At 64.8% G+C, this 23,483-nt stretch carries 18 protein-coding genes and 1 tRNA gene; 4 read left to right on the forward strand and 15 right to left on the reverse strand.

Annotation, left to right across the window (positions count from 1 at the left end):
* Positions 1-62: 62 nt before the first annotated feature.
* Entirely contained in the window at positions 63-305 is a 243-nt protein-coding gene (locus tag HQN59_RS08995) for a hypothetical protein (protein WP_176068271.1), read from the reverse strand.
* Positions 302-1,525, reverse strand: coding sequence for a transposase (locus HQN59_RS26770; protein WP_176068273.1), 1,224 nt, complete (start codon positions 1,523-1,525; stop codon positions 302-304). The genes HQN59_RS08995 and HQN59_RS26770 overlap by 4 nt, the downstream gene beginning before the upstream one ends.
* Here HQN59_RS26770 and HQN59_RS26775 point away from each other — a divergent pair.
* Positions 1,493-2,917, forward strand: coding sequence for a hypothetical protein (locus HQN59_RS26775; RefSeq protein ID WP_176068275.1), 1,425 nt, complete (start codon positions 1,493-1,495; stop codon positions 2,915-2,917). The two genes, HQN59_RS26770 and HQN59_RS26775, sit on opposite strands and share 33 nt — an antisense overlap.
* Before the next feature lie 509 nt (positions 2,918-3,426).
* Entirely contained in the window at positions 3,427-4,737 is a 1,311-nt protein-coding gene (locus tag HQN59_RS09010) for an OmpP1/FadL family transporter (RefSeq protein ID WP_176068277.1), read from the forward strand.
* A 74-nt stretch (positions 4,738-4,811) separates the two neighbouring features.
* On the opposite strand, the gene HQN59_RS09015 is transcribed toward HQN59_RS09010, so the two are convergent.
* From HQN59_RS09015 to HQN59_RS09050, 8 genes are read right to left on the reverse strand one after another with little or no spacing between them, the layout of a single operon-like run.
* A complete protein-coding gene (locus HQN59_RS09015) occupies positions 4,812-9,548 on the reverse strand; it encodes an NAD(P)/FAD-dependent oxidoreductase (protein WP_176068279.1) in 4,737 nt (1,578 codons plus the stop codon).
* Between the two features lie 17 nt (positions 9,549-9,565).
* Positions 9,566-9,979 (reverse strand): hypothetical protein, encoded by a 414-nt coding sequence (locus HQN59_RS09020; RefSeq protein ID WP_176068281.1) that lies wholly within the window; start codon positions 9,977-9,979, stop codon positions 9,566-9,568.
* Positions 9,966-11,048 (reverse strand): hypothetical protein, encoded by a 1,083-nt coding sequence (locus HQN59_RS09025; protein WP_176068284.1) that lies wholly within the window; start codon positions 11,046-11,048, stop codon positions 9,966-9,968. The genes HQN59_RS09020 and HQN59_RS09025 overlap by 14 nt, the downstream gene beginning before the upstream one ends.
* Positions 11,045-11,335: a hypothetical protein gene (locus tag HQN59_RS09030; protein WP_176068286.1), complete on the reverse strand. Its 291-nt coding sequence runs from the start codon at positions 11,333-11,335 to the stop codon at positions 11,045-11,047. Before HQN59_RS09030 ends, HQN59_RS09025 begins: the two co-directional genes overlap by 4 nt.
* Complete coding sequence (locus tag HQN59_RS09035; RefSeq protein ID WP_176068288.1) at positions 11,328-11,714, reverse strand: hypothetical protein; 387 nt, start codon at positions 11,712-11,714, stop codon at positions 11,328-11,330. Before HQN59_RS09035 ends, HQN59_RS09030 begins: the two co-directional genes overlap by 8 nt.
* Before the next feature lie 16 nt (positions 11,715-11,730).
* The gene (locus HQN59_RS09040) at positions 11,731-12,471 is read right to left on the reverse strand and encodes a hypothetical protein (protein WP_176068290.1); all 741 of its coding nucleotides are present in this window, start codon (positions 12,469-12,471) and stop codon (positions 11,731-11,733) included.
* A gap of 12 nt (positions 12,472-12,483) precedes the next feature.
* Positions 12,484-13,554 carry a polyprenyl synthetase family protein gene (locus HQN59_RS09045; protein WP_176068292.1) on the reverse strand — a complete coding sequence of 357 codons (1,071 nt, stop codon included), beginning with the start codon at positions 13,552-13,554 and terminating at the stop codon, positions 12,484-12,486.
* Between the two features lie 18 nt (positions 13,555-13,572).
* A complete protein-coding gene (locus HQN59_RS09050) occupies positions 13,573-17,202 on the reverse strand; it encodes a serine/threonine-protein kinase (RefSeq protein ID WP_176068294.1) in 3,630 nt (1,209 codons plus the stop codon).
* A 235-nt stretch (positions 17,203-17,437) separates the two neighbouring features.
* On the opposite strand from HQN59_RS09050, the gene HQN59_RS09055 reads away from it, so the two are divergent.
* The gene (locus HQN59_RS09055) at positions 17,438-18,364 is read left to right on the forward strand and encodes an FHA domain-containing protein (RefSeq protein WP_176068296.1); all 927 of its coding nucleotides are present in this window, start codon (positions 17,438-17,440) and stop codon (positions 18,362-18,364) included.
* Between the two features lie 23 nt (positions 18,365-18,387).
* On the opposite strand, the gene HQN59_RS09060 is transcribed toward HQN59_RS09055, so the two are convergent.
* The 5 genes from HQN59_RS09060 to HQN59_RS09075 all read right to left on the reverse strand — a co-directional run bounded on the left by HQN59_RS09060 (position 18,388) and on the right by HQN59_RS09075 (position 23,060).
* Positions 18,388-19,014 carry a Crp/Fnr family transcriptional regulator gene (locus tag HQN59_RS09060; RefSeq protein WP_176068298.1) on the reverse strand — a complete coding sequence of 209 codons (627 nt, stop codon included), beginning with the start codon at positions 19,012-19,014 and terminating at the stop codon, positions 18,388-18,390.
* Between the two features lie 628 nt (positions 19,015-19,642).
* Positions 19,643-21,109 (reverse strand): ATP-binding protein, encoded by a 1,467-nt coding sequence (locus HQN59_RS09065; protein WP_176068300.1) that lies wholly within the window; start codon positions 21,107-21,109, stop codon positions 19,643-19,645.
* A gap of 495 nt (positions 21,110-21,604) precedes the next feature.
* A complete protein-coding gene (locus HQN59_RS26060; RefSeq protein ID WP_246294776.1) occupies positions 21,605-22,171 on the reverse strand; it encodes a tyrosine-type recombinase/integrase in 567 nt (188 codons plus the stop codon).
* Complete coding sequence (locus HQN59_RS26065) at positions 22,099-22,809, reverse strand: tyrosine-type recombinase/integrase (RefSeq protein ID WP_246294777.1); 711 nt, start codon at positions 22,807-22,809, stop codon at positions 22,099-22,101. Before HQN59_RS26065 ends, HQN59_RS26060 begins: the two co-directional genes overlap by 73 nt.
* A gap of 176 nt (positions 22,810-22,985) precedes the next feature.
* Positions 22,986-23,060: transfer RNA gene (locus tag HQN59_RS09075), tRNA-Arg, on the reverse strand.
* Positions 23,061-23,204: 144 nt separating this feature from the next.
* Between HQN59_RS09075 and HQN59_RS09080 the strand changes: the two genes are divergently transcribed.
* Positions 23,205-23,456 (forward strand): hypothetical protein, encoded by a 252-nt coding sequence (locus HQN59_RS09080; RefSeq protein ID WP_176068302.1) that lies wholly within the window; start codon positions 23,205-23,207, stop codon positions 23,454-23,456.
* Positions 23,457-23,483 lie beyond the last annotated feature (27 nt).

Consider the following 23,483-nt stretch of genomic DNA (forward strand, 5'->3'; position numbering starts at 1 on the left):
GGCCGCGCCGGAGTAAAGGCGTCATACGGAGACCAGCGGCGCCTGAAGTAATCCAGCCAACCCTAGACGAGCGCCTGCCCGGCGCTGTTCAGACCACAGTCCCCACTGATGCCGACATCGACGGACCCCGTGATCTTCACCTTGAACGACTTGCCGGGAAACTGAGCACCGAGCCTAGTTGCGACCTCCTGCCAGAACGGACGCTCGCCATCCTTGCCTTTGTTGAAGTCGTAGAGGTCATCGTGGGCTCTTGCCTTACCGACGAACTGCCACCTCTCTCCATCAGTGGTGTATTGGCCGTTCAACAGCCAAATGAAACGGCCGATACCTGCCGCATCTGCCCCGGAGGCCACTCCCTCCAGCTTTGAAGCCACGTTGACCACGTCTCCCCTGCCGCACGGGAATCTCGCGATGGCGGCCAACTCCTTGCTCTTCTGCAATGGGGGAGGCTGAAATTGCATGTTTCGAACCTTGGCCGCGGCACCAGTGCCGCCAGCCGCTGCATGAACTCCAGCGGGCTCATCACCAGGTGCGTGGTCCCGTCGCGCCACGGCGTCTTCAGCTTCAGCTCCACCTGCCCCTCAGCGTTGAGCTGCACCCGCTCGTCCGACAGCGCGGGGCGGGTGATGTAGCGGCACAGTTGCTCCAGCCGCTTGCGGTTGTGCGCTTCCACCCGCACCGCGGCATGCAGGCTGAACCCGTCGATGTCGGCACACAGCGGCCGTGCCGGGGCCTCGCGCGGCATTGCGCCTCGCAGCGTCAGCACCTTCTGCCCGGCGCGCGGCCCGAAGGCGATGCGGTACGTGATGGCCGCCGCCTGCAGCGGTCGCAGCGTGCGCGCCTCCTCGCCGCCGGCATCTGGCTCGGCCAGGTAGGTCTGGCCCATGTCCTCGACCAGCACGCCCCGGCGCGTGAGCATCTTCATCAACCGGGCGATGGCCGTTTGAAGCAGCGCGTGAAGCTCGTCGTCCGTGGGCGCAGCCGCCTCGACGAAGGTGGGCGCGCCGTCGGCACCGCAGCGGTACACGCCGTCCAGCACCAGGCAGTGCAGGTGGATGTTGAGGTTGGCGGCGGACCCAAAGCGCTGGATCAGCGTGACGGCGCCGCCGTGGCCTTCGTCAGCGACGAGCCCGGCAGCGGCCAGCAAGTGCCGCGTGACCACGCGCTGCACCACCTGCAGCACCGGCGTGACCAACTCGGGCTGTGCGGCCAGCAGCACGCGCAGCGGGATCGGCAGCGACAGCACCCATTGCCGCACCGGCACATGGGGGATGACGCGGTCCACCAGGTGCGCCGCGGTCTGCGACATCCGCCGCGCACCGCATGACGGGCAGAACCCCCGCCGCTTGCAGCTGAAGGCCAGCAGCCTGTCGTGGCCGCACTCGCCACAGCGCAGCCGCAGGAATCCGTGCGCCAAGATGCCGCACTCGAGGAAGGCGTCGAACTCGTCCTTGATGAAGCGCGGCAACTCGGAACCGGTGCTGGCCTCGGCGTGGGCGATGAAGCTGGCCGCGTGCTGCTGCACCAGTACGACCCGTTCACGACCAGCATCACCGCCGCGAGCACGGCCGGCCCTGGCAATACCGCTGATCTCGTGCTCGATGTCGTCAAGATCGGTACGGACACGAGTGGCATCCTGACACTCACGACGCCCGACAACCCGGGCGGCGTACCGATGGCCAGCGCCACGGTCGCGGGCGCTCCGTTGCCGGCTCCCAGCATGGGCGTTTCCTCCCTGGCGATCGCGATGCAGGGGCTGGCGAAGACGCTCAGCCAATGCTTCGCGCTGCCGGTCGCGCAGCGCGCCCTCGAGAGAGACACCAGCATTCCCGAGGCCCTTGGCGGCAGCAGCGTCACCCGCGCCGCGGCGCCGTGCGAAGCGTTGACGGATCCAGGGTTCCTCCACAACGGCTTCAACGCCGGCCAGTACTTCTACTCGTCGTTCACCAGCAACTCGATGACCGGTGCGCAGTTCAGCGTTCCCCAGGTGATGCAGCTGATCCCGGGAGGAATCGGTGGACGAGACGCTGCGATCATCAACGCTCGCTTCCTCGACGCGAACGGCTTGGCGGGCAACTACATCACCGTCGCCGTCAACAAGGCGACGGGCACGTCGACGCCCAACTGGGTGGTCTACGGCAACCAGCACCCCGTGAACGTTCAGGTGCGCAGCTCGATTCGGCGCCAGCAACAAATGGCACCGGTGACCCAGCCCGCGTTCGCAGCGGCTTCGTTGAGCACCTACCAGACGGGCATCGAAGTGTTCATCAACAAGGACGGCCCCGGGAGCACGAACCTGACGGCCGCCCGCGTCACCGGCCCTGGCCTGCCGCCGAAGGGCCTGATCCTGAACCGCCCGATCGCTTCTGCCGAGCCGCAGCAGTCCTGGCTCAACATCGCCGACAAGTCGGGAGGTGATCCCGGCGTCGTTGCTGGCCAACGCACCAACTGCAACTGCGACATCTTCTTCCTGCAGCGTACCCAGGACGTCGCTGGCGCCGGTGCGAGCACGGTCCGAAGCAACCCGAACAACGCCAACAGCAACAGCGGTCAGTTCGTCGATTGGGCGCATCCGCTCGACTACGGCGCTGCGACAGGAACGCCGAGCAACGAGTTCGTTCCGTTCGACAAGATCGTCGCCGGCGCGACCTACAAGGTCGAGCTCTTCTACGGCGGCAGCTCGACGCCGACGCACACCTTCAACAAGACGCTGCTCTCGCCGATCATCCCGGCGACCCAAGGCGCGAAGTTGGCGTGGAACGCGCCGGCGCAAGCTGCACTCGATCTGCTGGACCCGACCAACGCGCTTGCTGCGGCGGCGTCGGCATTGACCGTCAGCTGGATCCAGCACCCGGCCGCCGAGCAGATCCGGCTCGCCCAGATCTTCGCCCGCAGCTCGACCGGCACGGTCAACTAGGGCGACGGTGTCAGCGTGCCGAGAGGCGCGACCTCCGTGATCGTTCCGGCGCCGGGGGGCCTGCAATTCCCGCCACTCGACAGCAGCGGCTCGAGCTCGCGAAGCTTCCAGTTGCTGTACCGGACGTTCGACAACAGTCTGAAGTTGGCGATCTACCGGTTCAACTGATCAAGGCAGGCTGCGCGGGGCGGCACAGCAGCACACCGCCCCGCCGCCTTCCGGTTTCTGTTCTTGGGACTCGCTGAGAAGACGATGATCCTGACGCCAGTCGGCCCCGGGTCTCATCGACGCGGAGCACCGCGCCTCACAGCGAGCGCTCGGGAGCAAGTTCAAGCTTGCGCGGGCTGTGTCGATGTGCCGTGGTCCTAGAATTTAGTGTCCATCGCTTGCAGGAGCGTGCTATGTGGATTGACCGGCGGGGTGCGCGTCACCTTCGTTTCCTCGGTGCCGTTCCGATGGAGGTCCGCGCGAGTGGGGCCCGGAGCGGTCCCGGTTCCCTGGCGTTGGCCTTGGCGGCTTTTGCGCTGCCGCTGGATTCAGCCTTCGCGACGGGCTTTTTCATCAACCAGCAAAGCGTGATCGGCCTCGGACGCGTCGGTGCCGGCAGCGCTGCCGGCGCCGACGGGCCAAGCGGGGTGTTCTTCAACCCGGCCGGTTTGTCCGAACTCGGACGGCTCGAACCGGAAAAGAAGACTTGGACCTCTTTTGGCCTCCAGGTGATTGCCCCGCGTTCATCGCTGCGGGATGATGGTTCGACTGCAGCAACGCCCGGCAGCTTGGGTGGCGATGTTCCTTCCGGCGGTCGAGACATGCGCAACCCGGGGGATCCGACTCCGATCGGAAACCTTTTCTTTGTTCGTCGGCTGACCGATGTGCCGGCGTACGTGGGATTCGGCATCACCGAACCATTCGGCCTGAAGGTCAAGTTCCGCGAAGACTGGTTCGGTCGCTACGACGCCATCGAATCATCGTTGATGACGATCAATCTCGGCCCGGTGGCGGCCTGGGAGCTGAGCCGGGAGGTCACGCTGGGTGGCGGGCTGGATGTGCAGTACGCGCGCAGCACGCTGACGAGCGCCATTCCCAACCCGGCTGTTCCGGGCGGCCCGACTCCCGCTACGGACGGCAAGATCCGGATCCGCGGCGATTCGTGGGCGGCGGGCTACAACCTGGGGCTCTTGCTACGCCCGACTGACCGAACGCGGGTCGGCCTGCACTTTCGCTCCCCGATCGACCACCGGCTTTCCGGGTCGTCGAGGGTGAGTGGATTCACGGGCGCCCTCTCGGCGGCCAATGGCCGCTCCGACGCGAAGGCCAAGCTGAAACTGCCTTCCATCGTCAGCTTGGGGGTGGCTCACAACCTGACCGATCGTCTGCTGCTGCTGGGCCAGGTGGAACGGTATGGCTGGAAACGGTCCGATGAGGTTCGGGTGCGCTTCGACAACGGCGGAGCCGACGCTGTTCGGCGGACCGGCTTCCGCAACGCCTGGGCGGCTGCGCTCGGCCTCGAGTACGCGTATTCGAGTGCGCTGACGCTGCGCGGCGGCGTCCGCTTCGATGAGACGCCGACTGTCGACGCGTATCGCGACACCACGCTTCCCGATCAGAAGCGTCTCTGGCTCGGACTCGGTGCGTCCTGGAAGGTGGCCGAACAGTGGGCGCTCGATTTTGCGTTCGCCCATGCGCGCATCAAGCGGGCCGATATCAACGTCGAGCGCACGTTCTTCGACGGAACGCCGCTGGCGAGTTCGGCCCGGGTCTCAGGCTCGACCCGTTCGTCGGTCAACACCCTGTCGTTCGCCCTGCGATACGCGTTCTAGGCAGCGAGAAGCGCCACCGAGATCGCCTCGCCGTTTCGGCAGTCGTGGCACGCGCTGCCTTTCGGCCGCGCTCGTCATGGAGCGTCGCCGAAGGTTCGCCTCATGTAGCTTTCGATCTTTGCCATGAAGGTCTGCGTCAGCAGTCCGACGAACTGCTTGCCGAGGATTTGACTGTTGTCGAGCAGGACGTCGTTGATCCCTCTCAAGAGGGCTCGGTAGTCGTCCGTCATGCTGTTGGCGGCCAAGCCCTTCGCCGGAAGCTTGTCGACCAGCTCGCCGAGTCGCAGGATGTCGATGAAGTGCGGCTTGTGCTCGGCCGCCAGCTTTTCGTCGACCTTGCGCAAGTTGTCGAGGTCTCGAAACTCGAAGTCCTCGGGGCGGTGGATCTCGGGGAAATCCCCCAGCAACTTACCCTGTGCGCCGAACGCCGTCTCGTCGGTCGTGCCGCCCATTTCCGGCGTCATGATCATGTGCAGCATCGCGCGCACCGCGTGCTTGGCAGATTCGTTCGCCGCCTCCATCGTCGTCATTCGCGTATGGGTCGCCATCCAGGTGCCGGCCGGCACCCAGCGCCGCAGCAGCGGATAGGAGTGCGTATAGGCCATCTCGAGCTGATGCCCATGATCGGGCCGTCCCGGCTCGCGCGGCATGAGACCAGGGCGCAGGCTCCATTGGCCCGGCAGGTTGATGAGGAACGGGCTCGCGTTGCGCAGCGGGGTTCGGTTGTCGGGGGTGCTCAGCAAGAGATTTGTCAGGGCCAGTTCCAGGGGGACCGGTGACGCATAGGGTGGAGAAATCTTGATCCGATTTCCTGCTCGGTCGATCGCTTGGAAGCCGGTTTTCGCTTTCAGCTCGCTCACGAGCTCATCAGCGATGCCCTCAGTTTTGCTGTCGCTTTTCGCGATGACCGTGGCCGACGCCGCCTGCCTCCTGTCGTACTTCAGCGCGACGGCGTAAGTTCGGCCGGGGATGATGACGTCAGGAACCTCCAGCTCTGCCGAGCCGGCAACATTGACGTGTGTCACGTCCGCGGTGCCGACCTCAGGCTGCCTCAGGATCTGCAGGGGGAGCGCGCTGTACCGGCCGCGGGCTCGCAGCGTCAACGCGCACAACACGCCAGGCGTCCCCTTGCTTGTAGTGGCACTCTCGATGCGGATGCAGTCATCGGCGTTGGCAACGGAGAACAGTGCGTCGTTCCCGTCTCTGGTGGAGACCCAAATACCGTGCTCCCCGTAGGGTCCGGCCTCTGCCACTCCATCGGCGTTGATCTTTCCGATGAGTTCTTCGCAACTGGCTCCGTCGAGCACCCGGGGTTTAAGACCCTCACCGGTCGGCGCCAGCATGACGGCGTACCTTCGGCTCGAGCCCTTGGCGACGTGAACAATGAATTTGCTGGCTTCAACCATCGGCGATAGGACGATGTGCCGGCTATCCCCTGCCGCCGCTGCATCCCCGGACGCGCTTGACGAATCATTCCAGGCGAACACGTTCGCTTCACCTGTGTGTCCTTCGGAGTAGTCGTTGTTCGTGATCGCTTCTGCCAGCACCTTCGCCATCGGGGGCTCGGGGATTCTGTACGGCCGCTCTACAGCGGCTTCGGCGGGCCTGTTGCGGTCCCCGAACGTAAGAAAAAAGTCGTGGCCCTCCAAGACGAGTTCGGCCACTTTGTAGTTCCCGCCACTCTTGAGCTCGACCGTCGCCTTCCACGGTGGCCCCATGCCTTTCGCTGTTGCTGAGGTGAGGTCGGCACTGGTCGTCTTGCTGCCCAAAGGTTGGGTGGCTGAACGAACGCAGAAATCCTCATCAACGCTGGCAATGGCGACCTCAATGAGGTCCTCTCCCGTTCTGCTGCGAATGGTCAAGTCATCCTTGCTCTCTTTGCTCTGCGTGCTCTCTTTGCTCTGCGTGCTCTCTTTGCTCTGCGTGCTCTCCGTGCTCTCCGTGCTCTGCGTGCTCTGCGTGCTCTCCGTGCTCGTCTCTATTTCGACGAGCAATCCGTCGCGTCCAATACGGGACCTCAGGCGCTCAACGATTTGCTCCCGTCTGGCTCGTTGGCCCGGGCTGCCGTTGTCTTCGACCACCCCATCAGCGGTTCGTATAAGGATCCTGTACGAACCATGCACCGTCTCGGGCACGCTGACCGTCAGAGCGTTGGCCTTGACGTACGGCGCGAGGATCAGCACCTGCTGTCCTCCAGGCCGGAGACCGACATGCGCAAGAACACCGGCCGCTCGATCAGGATCGTCGTTGATTCGCGCCGCGATGGCATCGAGTCCCAACCCGTCGTCGTAAGCTGCCCCGCTGTAGGCGTGGGGGGGTTCTCCGTCACCCCAGTCGATACTCAACGAGTCGTGCGACGTTGGTGCGATCGCAGCGAGGATGTTCCCGCGGAAGCCGCCGCTTTCGCGTTCCTCGAAGCGGATGCCCCAGTCGAGGTGGTAGTACTGCGGTTCGAGCAGCTTGCTCGCGTGCGCCGCGTTGATTCCCCGCAGCATCTGCTGCCATGTGGCTTCGGCAATGTCGTGCTTGCGCGACCGCCATGCCGAAGGCGCCTCGCGCGGGTTCTTCTCGCCGGGTGGCGGGTCCTTCGTCCATGGCGCGTACCAGTCGCCGATGTCGACCGACACCTGTCCCAGGAAGCGTCCGATGGGATGGGTGCGGTCGCGGGAGTACGCAAGTTGCGAGATGGCGGTCAGTCCCCACGGCGAGTCTGCGAGATAGACATGGCCGCTGCCGAATCGATAGCGATTCGGGAAGAAGTACTGAATTCCCGAAATGTCACGGTAGGGCCACTGGCCGATGCTCCTGTCGGCGCCCGGCACGGCGCCGCTCCACGCAGCCCTCGGGGGGTCGGCGATTCCCTCGAGCGGCACGGCATCGTTCTTGAGCTTGCGACCCACCGCGCTATCGAAGGCGATGAGCTTCGAGAACGGTCCAGCGAACAGACGCTCGGCCTCGAGCGGCTTCGCCTCTCGCAACTGCTTCCACGCATCCTGGACCAGCCGCGATGATTCGTCCAGGGGTAGCGCGAGTACGAAAAAGTCGTGATAGAAGTTGGTCGGCTTCGCTTCGGCCACGAATTCCGGGACATCAAAGTCCTTCACCCCCTGCCCATCTTTCTCGATGATCTTTTCGTCTGCTTTATGCTTCTCCACGTTCAGGAAGCGATGCCCCGGAACTTCGGGCCGCGGCAGGCGCCAGCCGTCAGGCCCGGAAACGACAGGGACGAACTCGTCGATGGGGTCCCATTCGCCCTGCTTGACTTCTACGTACCCCCTGCCGAGCTCGATCCGCTCGAGGCGCCCCGTAAAGAACTTCACCCCCTGCGCGCCGAGGTAGGCCTTCCACACGTCGAGAAAGGCCTGCGAGGTGGTGCCGTTGAGCGTGAAGTCCTGTGGAAGCTCCTCGAACGGCTGGCGGATCATCATCTGCAGCAGGATGTTCGCCTGCGTCCTCGCGTCGACTTCAGCCGCCGCCATCGCGGCGAGCGCTCGTGGCGCGTGCTCGATGAAGTGCTTGGCCTTTTCCGAGTAGCCCCGTTCGCCCTCGTCGCCGCCGACGTACTTCCAGAACGTCTGGTCTTCACATTGCTCGATGCGTCGTTGCTTGCATGATGTCAGGTAACGCAGCAGGCGGAGTTGCAGGCGGAGCACGTCGCGTTCGGTGAAGCCGGCGGTTTCGAACACGAAGTGAGACAGTTGCTCGAGATCGCTTAGCGACTTCAAGACCCTGTAGTTGATCTGCAATGCGGGCTCGCCGTTGACGGCGACCGACGGGTCTGCTGCCGGGACCAGGTGGTTGCGAGCGGTTTCGTGACTTTCCACGCCGAACCGGTCGAACGTCGGCACCCGCTTCATCGTGTCAAAGAGATTGCGGTAGAAGGCGGGAAAGAACCGAAAGCCGTGTTCGCCAGGGATGACCTGCTCGATCACTTCGAATTCGACGCGGTTCGATCGCCGACGGCTGAGCCGCTCGCGCGTTGCAGCTTCGCTTGTTGATGTCGCTTCGTCCCGGCCGACGGGGATCAGGTGGTTGTTCAGCTCAAAATCGAGTGGCTTATCGACGCGCTGTTTGCTGAGATTGCGCAGTTCCGTGATGACGTCGCGGGCCCAACCCCTGCCGCCGCCTTTTATGTCTTTTCGGTTTGTAAAGCCGACGACACGCACGGCTAATATCTCTCGCCAGTACTCGATGGGATATTTGCCACCGGGCGCTATGGTCTCTTTCTTGATGTCGAGAAACGCGATTCGCGCGCGGTATTCGTTGTAATACTCGGTAAACGCTTGATATAGCTTGTCGAGAACACGATGAAGTTTCGACTCGTTCGTCACCCCGTGCGCATCCTGCTCGTAACGCCAATCCGGGCTGTCGCGGCGCTCGAACACGATGCTCTCGGTGAGGGGGAAGCGGCGCTGCACCGGACGCATCCGCAGGCCGCGTAGCCTCATGGGCCAGTCGACGACTTCTGCAAGTTTGGGGACGGACTTGCCGCCGGGCCACTCGGGCGGCAGGCTGAGGATCTCTGCCATGTCCGCCGGTACGCGTGAGTACTGGTTCGCTGCCATCCCGCCGACGTCGCTGGCGTGTTCGACGAGGCTGCTCTCGGCCGCTTCGACGACCTGGACGCCGAATCCGCGCTCGATCAGTTCCTGGGCAACCGACAAGCCGGTGATGCCCGCGCCGAAGACCGTGACCAGCGGCGGCTTTTCCTTGTCGCGCTTGTTGAGAACGAGGCGACTTTTCTCATCCGTGCGACGCCGCAAAGCCGTGAGCCCCGCGATGCGCCATTGGAGGTCCAGGAAAACGGCCATGCGACATCTCCTCGTGTCTAGTCGGGCTGCCGGTGCCCGCGGAACGCTGCCATCAACGCCTGCATCTTGTGGCTGCGCATGCTTCCGATGATGAACGTCGTAAAGGCGTCGAAGAATCGTTCGACGTGTTCGGGGCGGCCGCTCAGCCACAGGCGCTCGCCGATCAGCGCGTCGAGCAGCGTCAGCCGTCCGTCGACGAGGTCATCGATCGTTGCGAGTTCGAAGCGGGCTCGGACCGCGGCGTCGTGCACGCCATCCCTGATCGCAAGTCGATCGCCGTCGAGCCAGACGGTTCGCGTGTCGTCACCGGGACTGAGACAGGCACGCAGCGGCGCGAACTGTGCATGAAACCGGCGGTAGGCGAATGGCGCCTGCTCCTTCAGCGCCTCGACCGCTTGCGCCAGGAACCCGAAGAAATCAGGCTGCGGCATGGTTGTACTCGGCGAGGGTGAAGCTCTCGAAGCTGATCGCCTCACCATCGATCGAGCCGGTCACCCGGGCTCGGCCGCGCACTTCGGACAGCTGGGTCAAACCGCAGCCGTCGTCGTCCGGAAGGCAGAGCTGAGCGTAGTCGTCGTGGTCGAGTTCGAGACTCCACCGATCGCTTCCACGCGCCGCGACGAGGACGACTCTCTCGGGGATGTCAGCCGCAAGTCCCTGTAGCGCCAGAGCGGCGACGGCCGGAATCCTGGCGATCCGCTCCGGGCGAAGAAGACCGGAACGGCTGACATGGATATCGGCAGCATGGAACACGCGTGTCGGCGCGTGTCGGTGCCAGACCATGAGGCTGCGCGAGAACAGCTGATTGCGGCCGCGATCGGCGATCTGCATGTACACGAGCGTCCAGTCGACACTGGGAGCGATGGGCAGGAAGACGATCCATTCCCAGCTGAAGTCGCCACCCCAGGCGAAGTGGCCCCAATTGCGGTCGTGGTACGCCGGCGCGGATCGCACGGCATGCTGAACGCCGTCGACCTCGAGGGTGCCGCTCGCGCCGAGGCGGGGCACGACCATCCACCGCATCGGCCCGCGATGCGAGAGCCGCACGCTTCGCGCGAGTGCCGGCCGGGACTCGGGGCGCAAGGTAAGACGCGCGTCGACCCGTCCCGCGCGGTCGATGACGAGGTGATAGCCGCCGTCGCCATAGGTGAGCGAATGGGGGCCGAAACGCGTTTCCACCTCGCCGGCGCGCGCTCGGCAGTCCGTCATGTCGTAGGTCTGAACCGAGCCGGACCAGCCCGTCGCGTCGCGCAGCATGAGCACCAATCGCGGCACGTCGACGAAGGCACCATCGCGCAGCTCGCTCGTCACACTGAAGTTCACGAGAAGCTCGAACGCGTCGGTCAGCACGCAAAAGTACGACCACTCCTTCGCGCCGCTGGCATCGCTGCTCAGGGTGCCGGGGCGACGCCAGTGGTCGGAAAGAGTCAAGACGCTCGGCAGCGCGCCCGCACCGGTCTGATCGCGGGAAAGTCCGCCGGTTTTCGACACGTCGATCACCGCAACAGGGTGCCTGCGGCCCCGGGTTGCCGGTCTTCCGGCACGGGAGCGCGTGGTTGTGATTGTTCGATCACCGCCAGCCAGCGCAGCAGCCGCGATCGCACCGCGCACACGCCCAGGCACGCGTCGAGCAGTCGCTCATCCGGTGCAGAGCCCGCCCTGGTCGCGTCCGGCTCCAACGCCAGCGCACAGAATCGCTGCATCGATTCGCGAGCGCCCAGCAGCACATCGACGATGTCGTTGTGCTCGGCACTGCGGTCGACCAAGCCCAGGGGGTCATCACGCATGGCCGTCCTGTTCCCATCGGAACAGCTTGTCGAGCAGCTCGTCGCTGTTCTCGAGCGAGCTCAAGGTGAACAGGACGTCGAGCAGCTGCGTCGGCAGCACGCCCGGCGGATCGTGGTCGAGCAGGGAGAGGGTCGAAAAATCGAAGAGCAGGCCCAGGTGACGGACGAGGCGCGAATGACGCAGGCGCTCGTCCCACTCTCGACCTTCGGCGGTGTATCGGTAGCGCCTCCCTTCGGCGCTCAGGTACTGAAACGCGGCCTGCGCAGCCGCAGGGTGCTTCAGCACGCTCTTCTGGAGGTGGCGCAACGCCCCGAGCATCTCGTCTTCACGATCCGCGAGCACGAGCGTCGGCACGCCGAAACCTTCGTCGTCGCTCAAGGCCGCGGGATGCGGATCACTGCTCGTCATAGAGGGTCGCCTCGAGCCACACCCGCGCATGCGGCTTGTTGCCCATGTGCACGGCGAACGACGCGCTGACGGCATCCACGCCGCTCGTGTCCGCGTTGCGGAGGTCGAGCTGGAGCTCGACCACCCGGTGCGCACGCGCGGCGAGGATGAAGCGCGCAGGCTCGACGCCGGCAATCGCCCCTTGGACAGGGCTCCCGTCGCCGTCAGGTCGGTGCACTGCGCTGCTGGCGATGGAGACCTCGACCTGTTCCGAAAACCGATTCAGGCATCGGAAGCGCCCGGCCGAACGACCGGCTCTCGGGCATTGAACGAGGATGGTCTGCTGCAGCGTGCTCGCAGGCAATGCGGCGGGCGCAGGATGAAGCGGCGCGACCTTCGTCATCACTGCATCGACCAGGGAAGCGTGTTCGGCCAGCTTCGATTCGACGCCCCGGAGCTTGCGCCAGAGCTGCTCGTACGCCGCGCCGTCGGCCTCGCGCTCGCGCGATTGCTTGTCGTGGATGCTGCTGAGGACCTCGGCCAGCCGCGCAACATCGACCGCAGCGCCAGGACCCCGACCCGCGGGCAGCTGCAACAAGCGTGTGATCGGCCGGGCGACATCCGCGGCGGGCGCGTCGTGCGAAAGGCGTTCGCGCGTACGCTGCTCATCGATCCCGCCGAACAAGCGCGCGAGTTCGTCAGGAGAAGCCGAGATGAGGCTCTGGGCGAAATTCAGAAGCGGGCTCATCGTGGTTCTCGCCTAGGTCGCGCGGTCGATCGCATAGTCGGCCAACTCGAACAAGAAATCCCGGTGCCTCGAACGCGCCCAGCCGTCTGCCTCGTGCGCGAGACCGGCCCGAAACCGGCGTGCGAACCGGCGCGCCCGCTGACGCGCGAAGTCGAGGCTGCCGTGCAGCTCGACCAGACGCCGCAGAAACTCGACGTCGCTGGCGCTGCGCTCGTGCGCGCGTGCGCTGGTGTCCAACTCGGTACCGAGCCGCGGCTGCCGCTTGGCGAGGATCTCCAGCGCCGTCGCGCGATCTTCATGGGGCGCGGCATTGATCGCGTGAATGAGGATCAGCGTGCGCTTGCCCTCCCACAGGTCAGCCAGGGAGTCCTTCCCGTACGCATCGCCGCAAGTCGCGAGGTTCAGCACGTCGTCCTGGATCTGGAACGCAATGCCCAGCGGGATGGCGAGTCGCGCGATGCGGGCAACCGTCTCGTGCTGGGCGCCACCGATGATCGCCCCAGCGGACATCGGGGCGATGAAGGAATACCAAGCGGTCTTCTTGTGGACCAGCCTGGAGTACTCCCCCAGTCTCCGAGGCACAGCGCCGGACTTGATCCAGTTGAGTTCGATCATCTGTCCCTCGGCGGTCTCGCATGCCATGCGTGCGATGAGACGCAGGATACGCAAGGCACGTCCCACGCCGATCACCGCCATGTTGTCGAGCAGCGGCCCGATCGCCAGCGCCAGCATACCGTCACCGACATTGACGGCGGAAGGGACGCCATGCAACGCGTTCAGGGTGAGCTCGTGGCGGCGCTTCGACGAGGCATCCTCGACGTCATCGTGGATCAGGAATGCGTTGTGGTAGAGCTCCAGCACCGCCGCCGTCGGCAGCACCGCGCTTTGGGCGCCGCCCAGCGCTCGGCAGACCGCCAGGCACAGTGCCGGACGCAACGCCTTGCCCGGGCGCAAGGGGTAGTCGAGCATGAGCCGATACAAGCCCCCCGTGTGGCGGTCGTCGCGCGGGATGACACGCCGGATTTCAGCCGCAATCATCTCCCGACAGGAGCTCAGGTAATCCTGCAGCGGGCGCGCGCTCATGGCCTGATGGGCAGAGGTTCAGGCGGCGCCGAGCACCGGTGCGGGGTAGAACATGGTTGCGAAGGCTGATGGGTTCCTGATCTGCTCTCTCGCCATGAAGGCCTCGGCCGGGGGCATGCGCTTGTTTTTCGCAAACCGGTGCGTCAACGCTTCGGCGTAGAGCTCCATGTCTGCGCTTCGGTAGCCCGCCGTCGCCAGCCCGACCAATCTCGTCTGGGCATCTTCCTTGCCTTCCACGCCCGCCACCATGCTATCGATCGCGGCTGCCATCGCGCCTGCGAACGGCAGATCGGTGGCCTGGATGCAGCGCGCGTCCTTGCGAGCGATCGAAAGCAGCCTCTGACGCTGGCTTGTGTCGTGGCTGCAACTGCATGCGGCAATCGCGGCGCGCGAACGGAGCTCGCGCAGGAACGTGCTCAACGCGGCGAGCCGGAGGAATCCAGTTCCGGCGACTTCGGGCCACTTGCTTTCGATCAGGTCCCACGCACGCTGTGCTTCGCCCAGGTACAGGAGGAGGTTCGTCGCGGCGATCAGGTGATGAAAGTGGAGCGAGGTGAAGCGGTCTTTGGGTACCTTGTGCAAGCTGCCGTTGACGACCTTCATGGCGGCCTCGCAGTTGTCGTCTGCAGCCGCCACGAGATACCCCAGAAAGCTGGATCGAAAGACGTCGAAGAAGTATTCGTCACCGCGCTTGCGCGCGTCTGCGAGCAGGCCGGGCATCATGCCCCGCACATGGTCGATCTCGCCGACGAAGGCGCGTGCGGTCAGGGCCCAGCCGAGCAGGATCGCGACTTCGAACTGCACGCCCTGGCAACTGCTTCGGTAGATGGCGATCGCCTGCTCGGCGACGGAGGCACTCTGGCGCCATTCGCCTTTGAACCACGCCACGGTCGCTTCGGCGTGATACACGAAGGCTTGGTTGGCTGGCTCGTTCGCATGAGAAAGCAGTTGCCGAGCGCGCGTCATCATCGCGGCAGAGCGCTTCAGCATTCCACGACCGCCGACGTTCGCATAGATCGACGCTTCCAGGCCGACCGCGCGGAGCAGCCGAGTCGGCTCGCGTGCCTCGACAGACTCGCGCAGATACCAACTCGCCATGGCGTCGCCCACCACGTAATCGAGCATGCAGGTGCCTTTGGCAGCGACCCACAGGGTGTCGAGCCGAAGCAGGGTTTCCGCGGGCACGTTCCCGGCCGGGCTCGCGGCGGCGCGACCAACCCGCAGGGCGAACAGCAGCCGGTTCAGCGTGGCGGTGCGCGTGGCAGAGCGTTGGTCGTGTGGGTAGGGAAGCGACAGATCGGCGAAGACGTTGCGAAGCAGATCGATGCCACTTGCCAGTAGCCCGGCGCAGAGGAATTGCTCCGCCGCGTGGACCTTCAATTGCGCCACATGCAGGCGCGGCGAACACGAATGATCGAGCGTTTCGAGGCTGCGGAGGTACGCCTGCGCAGCCTTGCGGGACGCTCCTGCGTTCGCCAGCAGCATCCCCAACTCGGCATGCATGTCGCTGAGTTGGCCGCTCGCGTCCTCGTGCTGGATCGCCAAGGCCAGGAAATCGGCCGCCGTGGCGAAGTTCAGGCGGTTGGCCTCCTGGCGAGCAGCAAGCACCGCGACGCCCGAAGCCTGGGTCGTCAGCTCGGCGCCCAGCAACTGGGCGACGACGGCGCGCAGATCCGGATTCGGCGACTGCATCAGGACGTCGGCGATGCGCTTGTGCAGCAGACGCTTGCGTTCGGGCTGCAGCAAGCCGACGACGGCGCGCCGGATGCGGTCGTGGAACACGGCAATCCGGCTGCCCTCCTTGTCGGCGATCTTCTTCAGGAAGTGCCCTTGGCACAGGCTCGTGACCGCCGCCTTCGCGTCAGAGCTGATGCCATCGACGCTCAGCAGGGCGGCCTCGTCCATCGGCAGGTCGCACAACGCGGTGAGCGCGAGCACCTCGTGCGCTGCGGGCGACAAGGAATGGAGGCGTTGCGACAAGGCAATCGCAGGATCGAATCGCCGGAGCTCCTGATCGTCGCCCCAACCATGTCTGGCAATTTCCCGGATGAAGATCGGCAGGCCGCCCGTGCCCTGGGCGAGCGACGCGCGCTCTTCTTCGGTCGACAACGGGGCGCCGCTGAGATCCGCGAAGAACGCCGCGCTTTCCTCGACGCTGAGGGGCTTCAGGAACACGTGCGAGACGCGGCCCGCGAGCGCCTCACCTGAAGCACGCAGCGCGTCGAGCTGTTCAAGCGAAGCCGAGCGGCTCTCGGGGTGGTAGCTGATGACGACGAGGATGCGCGACGCGGTGGTTTCCAGGATGCGCCGCACGAACGGTCCACTGTTGGCGTCCGCCCATTGATAGTCGTCGATCCAGAGGACCAGCGAACGCGACGCGCTCAGCTCAACCAGGATCCGACACAGCGCTGCAAGCGCATGCTCGATGAGCACGAAAGGGTCGAGAGGCTCGCCTTCCAGGCGACCCTGCACGTCGAAACGCACGGCTTCGAGGACCGGGAACAAGCGGCGAAGACTGAAATACTCGAATGCCGAGACGCGCGGCGCAAGCAGGACGTCGTCCGCGAGGAATTCCGCAAGTCCGTCGATGATGCCGTCGAGCGCCGGGGACCTGATCGTTTCCTGGTAATGACAGCGCGAGCACAACATCAGCGCACCCGAGTCGCGCACCGACGTGCTGGTGAAGTGCTCGACCAGCGACGACTTGCCGACCCCGGACTCGCCTGCCACGGTGATGAGGTGCGGTGCGCCCTGGAGGGTCCGCCGCAGCGCGGCATTCAGTACCTCCAGGCTGCCCTCGCGGCCGATCGTCGAGAACTCGGTCGCCGGCGCGCGGCCGGCGGCACGGCGCGCCGCGCGCCCTCGATGGGCGTTCAGCGTCCGCAGGATCATGCTGCCGTCCGGCTGCTGTTCAGCTCTGGGTGCGGTCAGCGCTCCGATCAGATCAGCCAGGTACCCAGGACACTCCGGGGCCACCGCCATGACCATCGCAGCGCTCGGAGCGGCAATGGGTACGGCACCGGTAATCGACTCGAAGAGCATGACCCCGAGCGCGTACCAGTCGAAGCGGGGCGACGGCGGCGCGCCCGCGGCATGCTCAGGGCACATGTAGGCGAGCGTACCGGCCATGGCCCGACTCGATGCGCGCGAGCCGGCCAACGCCGACAGTCCGAAGTCGAGCACGACGACCCGATTCGCGTGGGAGACGAGGACGTTCGAAGGCTTGATGTCGAGGTGCACTCGTCCGATCGCATGGACGGCCAGCAGCGCCTCGACGAGGGCGCTGGTATTCGCGTTCAGTGCGGTGAAATCGACGGTCCGGTTCGCGCCGCCGCCTCGGCGCACTGCGGTCACGAAGTCCTTGCCCTCCACGTACTCCATCGTGAAGTAGCACTGCGGAGGATCGACGTAGAGGTCGTAAAGGGAAACGATGTTGCGATGGGAGAGGGCGCTCAAATCCCGGAACTCGCGCTTGAAGCGCAGGATGTCTTCGCCCTGCGGAAATGCCAGCGACTTGAGCGCGACCGTGATGCGATTGCGCCGGTCGAACGCTTTAAAGACAAGGCTCGTCGCGCCCCGACCGAGGTACGCTTCAACGGCGTACCGCTCGGATACCGGTGCAATCCGCAGCTCGGGGGCCAGTTCCATCACGAACCCTTCTCGATGGCATGCCGCGCGCGCGTCGTCGCCGGGACGGGCTGAAGGCGTCGTGAAGTCTACGGCCGATTTCCGGCGCCGAGGTGGCACACCCCCTCCACAACGCATTGTTGTCGTCGGCTGCGAAACCTCTGGCATGCTCCTGGTTACCCACCAGGCACCTGTCGCGGCGAGACCCCGCGACCAAAGCCTGGGGGCCGACGTCCATTCTTCAGCAGGAGTTCTCGTGGGTGCTGCCCGCCCGACAAGCCCCGCACCCCCTGGCGGTGCGCTGATCCCCGTCCTGGGGCAGCAATGGGCGACCCAGAGCCGATATTTGCTGCGCGACGACATGACCCGCGTGGGGCGTGAGTTCGATTGCGACATCGTGATCCCGGATCGCGCGATCTCGCGTCGCCACGCGGAGTTCACATGGGAAGGCGAGAGCCTGATCCTGACGCCGTTGAGCGAAACCAACGCCACCTTGGTCAACGGCCGCGTCATCGATCTGCCCACCCAGCTCAGGCTCGACGACACGGTCGAGTTCTCCGACGCCCGGTTCGGGGTCAAGGTCTATATCAATCCCACGTCGACATCAGCGTCGACGCAGCGCAGGACCGAGATGAACCGACGCGTGGCAGCGATCGTCTCGGCAGACGTGAAGGCCTACAGCGAAATGATGGAGAGAGACGACGTCACGACGATGCACGCCATCACGACCAGTCGAGCCCGGTTCAACGAGCTGAGCTCCGAGCATGGCGGCCGCGTCGTTGACGCGGTGGGTGACTCCATCTTGCTCGAGTTCCCCAGCGTCTCGGACGCGCTGGCGGCAACGATTGCCTTTCAGGAGAGCACAAGACGATCGTCCGGCGCTGCCGACCGCGAACTCGATCTGCCATTCAGAATCGGCGTCAACGCAGGTGAGATCGTTACGCGGCGCGACGGTACGGTCTACGGCATTGCCGTCAACGTCGCGGCCCGCATCCAGAGCCTCGCGGAGCCCGGGCACATTCTGGTCAGCCAGGTAGCGCACGACCTGGCAGCGCGTCTGCCGGAGGGCTACCGGTTCGTCGACGCCGGGGTTCGTGAACTCAGGAACATCTCCGGTAGCTATCGGCTCTATGGCCTGGCTCGGCTCGGCGAGAAGGAAGATCCGCGCGAGCCTATGGAATAGTGCTTGTGTCCGGATCGGCGGCGCTATCGGGCTGACGGTAACCTGCGGTGAATGACGTAGCAACCGTCGCGAAGGGAGACGTAGCCACCCGCGGTCAGATCCTTGAGGACTCTGCTCACCATTTCCCTCGACGAGCCGATGCGTTCCGCGATGTTCTGCTGGGTTAATTTCTCCCGAATGATTCGTTCCGAACCGATCGCTTCGGACGTTTCCATGAAGAGGTATACGACCCGGCCATAGACGTCTTTGAGAGCCAGGTTCGCGACCTGCTTGGTCAGGCGTCGAACCATCCGGGTCAGCTTCTGCGAAAGATGAAATCCGAACTCGGGGTGATCGACCAGGAAAGCCCGCAGTTCCGCGCCGCGAACGATCAGGCAAGTCGACGGTGAAACTGCTCGCACGGACGCTGAGCGAGGGCTGCCGTCGAGCGCGAGTTCCCCGACGTACTCGCCAGGATCGTGGTCTGCGAGGACCACGTCGCGTCCATCTTCCGAGCTCAGGTAGGTCTGAAGCCGCCCCGACAGCACGATGTAGATGGCGTCGCCGGGGTCGCCCTCATTGATCAGGATCGCGCCGGCACGGTATGAACGCGAGTGGCCGTGTGCACCCAGCGACTCGAGCAGGTCTTCAGGAATCCGATCTTCGTTCATGCCGCCGCACCTGGTCTCAAGCGGTGGGTCGCCGAAAAATCAAACCGGAGTTCATTTCGTGGGCCTCGTCTATCGCGGGCGCCGACGGCGTATTCGCCAATCCCGCGGGCGGAACTCGAAGCTGGATGCGCCCAGCCGGCAAGCGCTCGATCCCTCGAACTGCGGCAAGGTAGCCTCGGCCACTCGGGTTATGAAGCGACCGGCAGTGTAAGACCTGCTTGCGAGCTGCGGCGCGAACGGCCCACACGCTGCGTTTCTCCCCGGGCGGGCGGGCGAGTTTCGGCGCGCCTGCTTCGACGCGCATCGGCGGCGCCAGGGAAGCGCACGATCGACGGAACCCTGACGCACGCGGAAGCGGTCGAAGGTTCACCGGTGGCGTGAATACGCGTTCGAACGAGCCGTGTCTCAGAGGCGCCCCTGCAAGAAGACCATGTACGACCGCGGGTGGCGGCCGTAGGTCGAATCGAGCTGCGACGGCGCGCTTGCGAAGCCGACGAGTCCGCCGACGCCCCACTTCACCGGTCCGGTGTGGACGAAGTCATGGATGTAGCCGACCGAGAACTTGCGGATCCGGAACGCCTGCCCGTGCAGGGGCTCGCCGCCGTGTTCAGGTTTTCGTCGCTGCTAGTCAGGAGGTATTCCTCCCCGAAGATCCAGGTCTCGTTCTCGAGCATGCGATGCAATTGTGATCGCTCGCGAAGGTCGCGTTTGGTCTCTGAGCGGAACAGCAATTCCTGCAGGCCAGTAAGAAACTGCAGTCGGTCCGCGACGAGCTTGCTGGCCTCAATGATTGACGACAGGTCGTGTACTGCAGCAAGTCTGTCAATTCGTTCTGCCGCTCTTTCGGCAATTCGAGCACCTCCGAGAGAATGCGCTTCAGGGACTCGGGGTTCTCATCGAGCGCCGTCTTGAGCATGCGCAAAGTGAACTGCCGGTCCTTGATCGGACCCTCCCGAAAGGAGTCGAGGTACTGGTGAACGCTCAATGCGCAGATGTCGAAGACCTCTCGCCTGGCAGCTTCAAGTGGGCCCGTCGCATCACCGGCGAACGGGTACACACCTTCCTCCTTCCACTGCTTCACGAGCTCTGAAGCCGATTCGGCCTTTCGGCGACGGAAGTGGGAACGCAGCGACGCTCGGGCATCCTCCACCAATCGGCGCAGCCCTGGCTCAAGCTCTTCCAGCGAGAGAACGTTCTCCTGCTGCAGTTTCGAAACGTAGTCCGAGCGAAGGTATGCCGTAAAATTGAACTCGCTCCCTGGGCGGATGCCGGCCTCGATCTCGTCAAGGACGAAGCCATCCGAGTCGCACAGGCAGATTCGGCGCTCCTTCTTCGCGAAGGTCCACTCGACAATGTCCAGTTCACCCGAGACGCTCACGCCGTCCTCGGTCACGAAAGCGGGCAAAACGTGCGTCTCGTGAGCCTTCTGCACCGCCTTGGGATCGATGCGCTCACCCCGATAGATGATGTCTGTGGCCGTATAGTTGCGCAAGTACAGCGCGAACACCTCGGCCAGCTGGCGCGGCGCTGAGCCATCGCGCGAGAGCACGCCAAGCGAGTCTTGGATGCCGGTGATGCGAACCCGTGTTCCCCGACCGCGGCCGTTCGGCGCCGGCGATGGCGCGCCGATCTCGAAATCCTGCAGCCGGTCGCTGCTTCCCTTAATTGCGTAGTGCTGGGCCTGGTCATCGTCTCCAAGGAAGACGGTGTCCCACTCGACGCGATGGCCGAGGGCGAACGCCTTGAATCGCCCTTTGCCGTCGCGCCCATGCATTTTCTTGTGAGCCCGTTGGGTGACGCGTTGCTCGCGCTTCCACGAACCGCCAAGGTTGCCGAACGCTCGCTCTGCCTCGCTTAAGCTGATGCCGCTACCGTTGTCGGTGATCTCGATGACCACCGGGTTCCCGAGATCGTTGTCGGTGATGCCGATGCGGATCCGGTCGGCATCGGCATCCAGAGCGTTCCACACCAACTCGGCCAGGGCGGTCACAGGCCTCCCTCGCGCCAACGATTCGAGATGGTCGGCTTGCGCCTCGACGTGAATAAATCGAGCGCTCGTCGGCTCGGTAGTAGCGTGTTCGCTCATCGTGCTCATTTGGGATGGGGCTGTACAAATATACAGACTCCCTCGGCACCGTCCAAGGGTGGGCCGCCAGAATGTACCCGCGCTCAATATCAGAGCAGCTTAATGAGCCGGCCGAGCCGAACCCAGCTGCGGAGGCAGGCAAGCCTTTTGGAATGCGAGTGACAGCTTCGGGAAGGTGTGATCAGGCGCGCGGACGTCTCGTTAGGGTCGGGTGCGTGAATGCACCGCGTGCAGGAGCAGACGTTCGGGGTAGGGCTCATACAGGCCAGCGCCTCGGCATGTTCTCAACGGCAGCAACGCCTCTGGAAGCGGCCGTCGGCGTTTAAGCGCGCGCTGTGCCCGAAGGGCCGCTCAGTGACGTAGACCGCGCGTACGAGGTTCGAAGGCGACGGACCGCATCCGCTGCGCAGCTGTCGTTGGTGCACCGGTCGCTTGCGGAATCCGTTTGTGGCCTCGCGAGGCTGCAAGCTGCCAAAGGGCTGGCGAGGCTGCGGACGCAGGCAACTATTGCTGCGTGACGCCGTGTTCGGCTGCCCGGAACTCGTCCAGCCGGTTGGCCCACCACTGCATTAACTTCACTCGTTCCGCGACCCACTGCGCCCGGTTGTAGGCGCCTCTCACGTCATCACGTTCCTCGTGCGAGAGCTGCTTTTCAATGACGTCGGAGTTCCATCCGGCTTCGTTGGCACAGGTGGAGAACAACGTGCGAAACCCGTGAGCGGTCATGCGTCCCTTGTAGCCGAGCCGCACCAGTGCGCTGTTCAGCGTGCCGTCGCTGAGCGGCTTGCCGGGATAGAACGGGGAGGGGAACACCAAGTCATCGGCTCCCTCGACTCGCTTCACCCGAGCGAGAACCGCCAGTGCTTGCATGGATAACGGCACGAGGTGCTCGGCCGCCATCTTCATTCGTTCCGCTGGGATGCGCCACAGCGCACGCGCCAGATCGACCTCCCGCCAGCGGGCTCCTCTCAACTCGCCCGGCCGCACCGCCGTGAGGATCAGGAGTTCCAGCGCGGCTTTGGTTGATGGGTCGCCCTGGTACCGGTCGAGCTCGTGTAGGAACGCCGGCATGTCTGCCTCGGCCAGCGCACGCCGGTGACTGATGTTTCGTGGCTTGAGGATCTCTGAGGGCTTGAGGGGGTAGGTAGGATCGACCTCGACGAGATCCTCGGATAGCGCGTAGCGGTGATCGAGCGAAGTCGTTGGAAGACCCGTCCAGCGGTTTCTCCTGCGCCTTGCCGATCGACCGCTTGGATGACCTGCTTGATGTCGCGAGGAACGATCTCCCGGATCGGCCGCTTTCCAAGCGAGGGGAACACGTGGTTCTCGAGCGAAGCCGTGATGGCGTCGCGCGTGCCCGGCGTCCACGCGGTCGCGCGGTGTGCCAGCCAGGCGCGCGACACCGCTTCAACCGTGCTTAGCGCATCGCGGCGCTTGGTCTCCTTCGCCTCCTTGCGGGCGGCGCTCGGGTCGGTTCCGGCGGCCACCAGCTGGCGGGCCTCAGCCCGGCGTGTTCTGGCAAGCGACAGCGGCACCTCGGGGTAGGTGCCGAACGAGATCCGCTTCTCCTTGCCCTCGTAGCTGTACTTGAAGCGCCACCACTTGCCCCCGTTCGGCCGCACCTCGAGGTACGGGCCGTCGCCGTCGAAGAACCGCTGCGGCTTCTCTGCCGGCTTGAGGCTGCGCAGCTTGGTGTCGGTCAGCAGCATGGGGGCAACTTTTCAGACGCTGGGGGCAACTGGTCTGAAATCTATCCCCAGACGCGTGCGCTGTCACGGGCTGCCCTTGAACGCCGTGGGATGCTTCTTGGAGCATCTACGCCCGGATAACAGGCTTGCGAGGAGCTCGTTTGAGACGCTGCTGAACGTCCCAAAAACCCGTTAGTTGGTCTCGCCGACAGGAATCGAACCTGTATTTGCCGCTTAGGAGGCGGCCGTTCTATCCATTGAACTACGGCGAGAAATCCGAGACCTCGGGCGCGGCGGGGCGCTCGAAGCTCGAAAGACCGGCAGTGTAAGAGAGGCCCCGCTGCCTTCAGCCACGGCTGGCCACGAGTAGGCCTTCGAGCGCCAGCGATACTCGGCCCGCAACAGGGAGAGCGCACATGCCGAGCATCAGCGGAACGTTCGAGCAGAAGGGGACCGGGCGGCCATTCGGGTTCCGGATCGAGTACGAGGTCGTCGGCAGGACGATCAACTACAAGGCCGACATCTCGGCGCAGGGCGCGAGCGTGGCGAGCCCGTCGGGGCAGTTCGACTTCGACGCCTCCCGGCTCGATCCGCGCGACGCGGTGGTCAGCTTCGTGCAGGGGCAGGTCGACCAGGTGAATTTGGGCGACGCGCCGGACCGGCCGTGAGCTCCTGGTGAGGCGTCTGGCGCCGGT

Origin of the sequence: Rhizobacter koreensis, from assembly GCF_013366375.1 — a bacterium.
Classification (GTDB): Bacteria; Pseudomonadota; Gammaproteobacteria; order Burkholderiales; family Burkholderiaceae_C; genus Schlegelella_A; species Schlegelella_A koreensis.

Bases quoted from the DNA above. Each gene is read 5' to 3' on its own strand.
- HQN59_RS09015 (WP_176068279.1), bottom strand. From the start codon at position 9,548: ATGGCCGTTTTCCTGGACCTCCAATGGCGCATCGCGGGGCTCACGGCT.
- HQN59_RS09020 (WP_176068281.1), bottom strand. From the start codon at position 9,979: ATGCCGCAGCCTGATTTCTTCGGGTTCCTGGCGCAAGCGGTCGAGGCG.
- HQN59_RS09030 (WP_176068286.1), bottom strand. From the start codon at position 11,335: ATGCGTGATGACCCCCTGGGCTTGGTCGACCGCAGTGCCGAGCACAAC.
- HQN59_RS09040 (WP_176068290.1), bottom strand. From the start codon at position 12,471: ATGAGCCCGCTTCTGAATTTCGCCCAGAGCCTCATCTCGGCTTCTCCT.
- HQN59_RS09045 (WP_176068292.1), bottom strand. From the start codon at position 13,554: ATGAGCGCGCGCCCGCTGCAGGATTACCTGAGCTCCTGTCGGGAGATG.
- HQN59_RS09050 (WP_176068294.1), bottom strand. From the start codon at position 17,202: ATGGAACTGGCCCCCGAGCTGCGGATTGCACCGGTATCCGAGCGGTAC.
- HQN59_RS09060 (WP_176068298.1), bottom strand. From the start codon at position 19,014: ATGAACGAAGATCGGATTCCTGAAGACCTGCTCGAGTCGCTGGGTGCA.
- HQN59_RS09065 (WP_176068300.1), bottom strand. From the start codon at position 21,109: ATGAGCACGATGAGCGAACACGCTACTACCGAGCCGACGAGCGCTCGA.
- HQN59_RS26060 (WP_246294776.1), bottom strand. From the start codon at position 22,171: ATGCCGGCGTTCCTACACGAGCTCGACCGGTACCAGGGCGACCCATCA.
- HQN59_RS26065 (WP_246294777.1), bottom strand. From the start codon at position 22,809: ATGCTGCTGACCGACACCAAGCTGCGCAGCCTCAAGCCGGCAGAGAAG.
- HQN59_RS09080 (WP_176068302.1), top strand. From the start codon at position 23,205: ATGCCGAGCATCAGCGGAACGTTCGAGCAGAAGGGGACCGGGCGGCCA.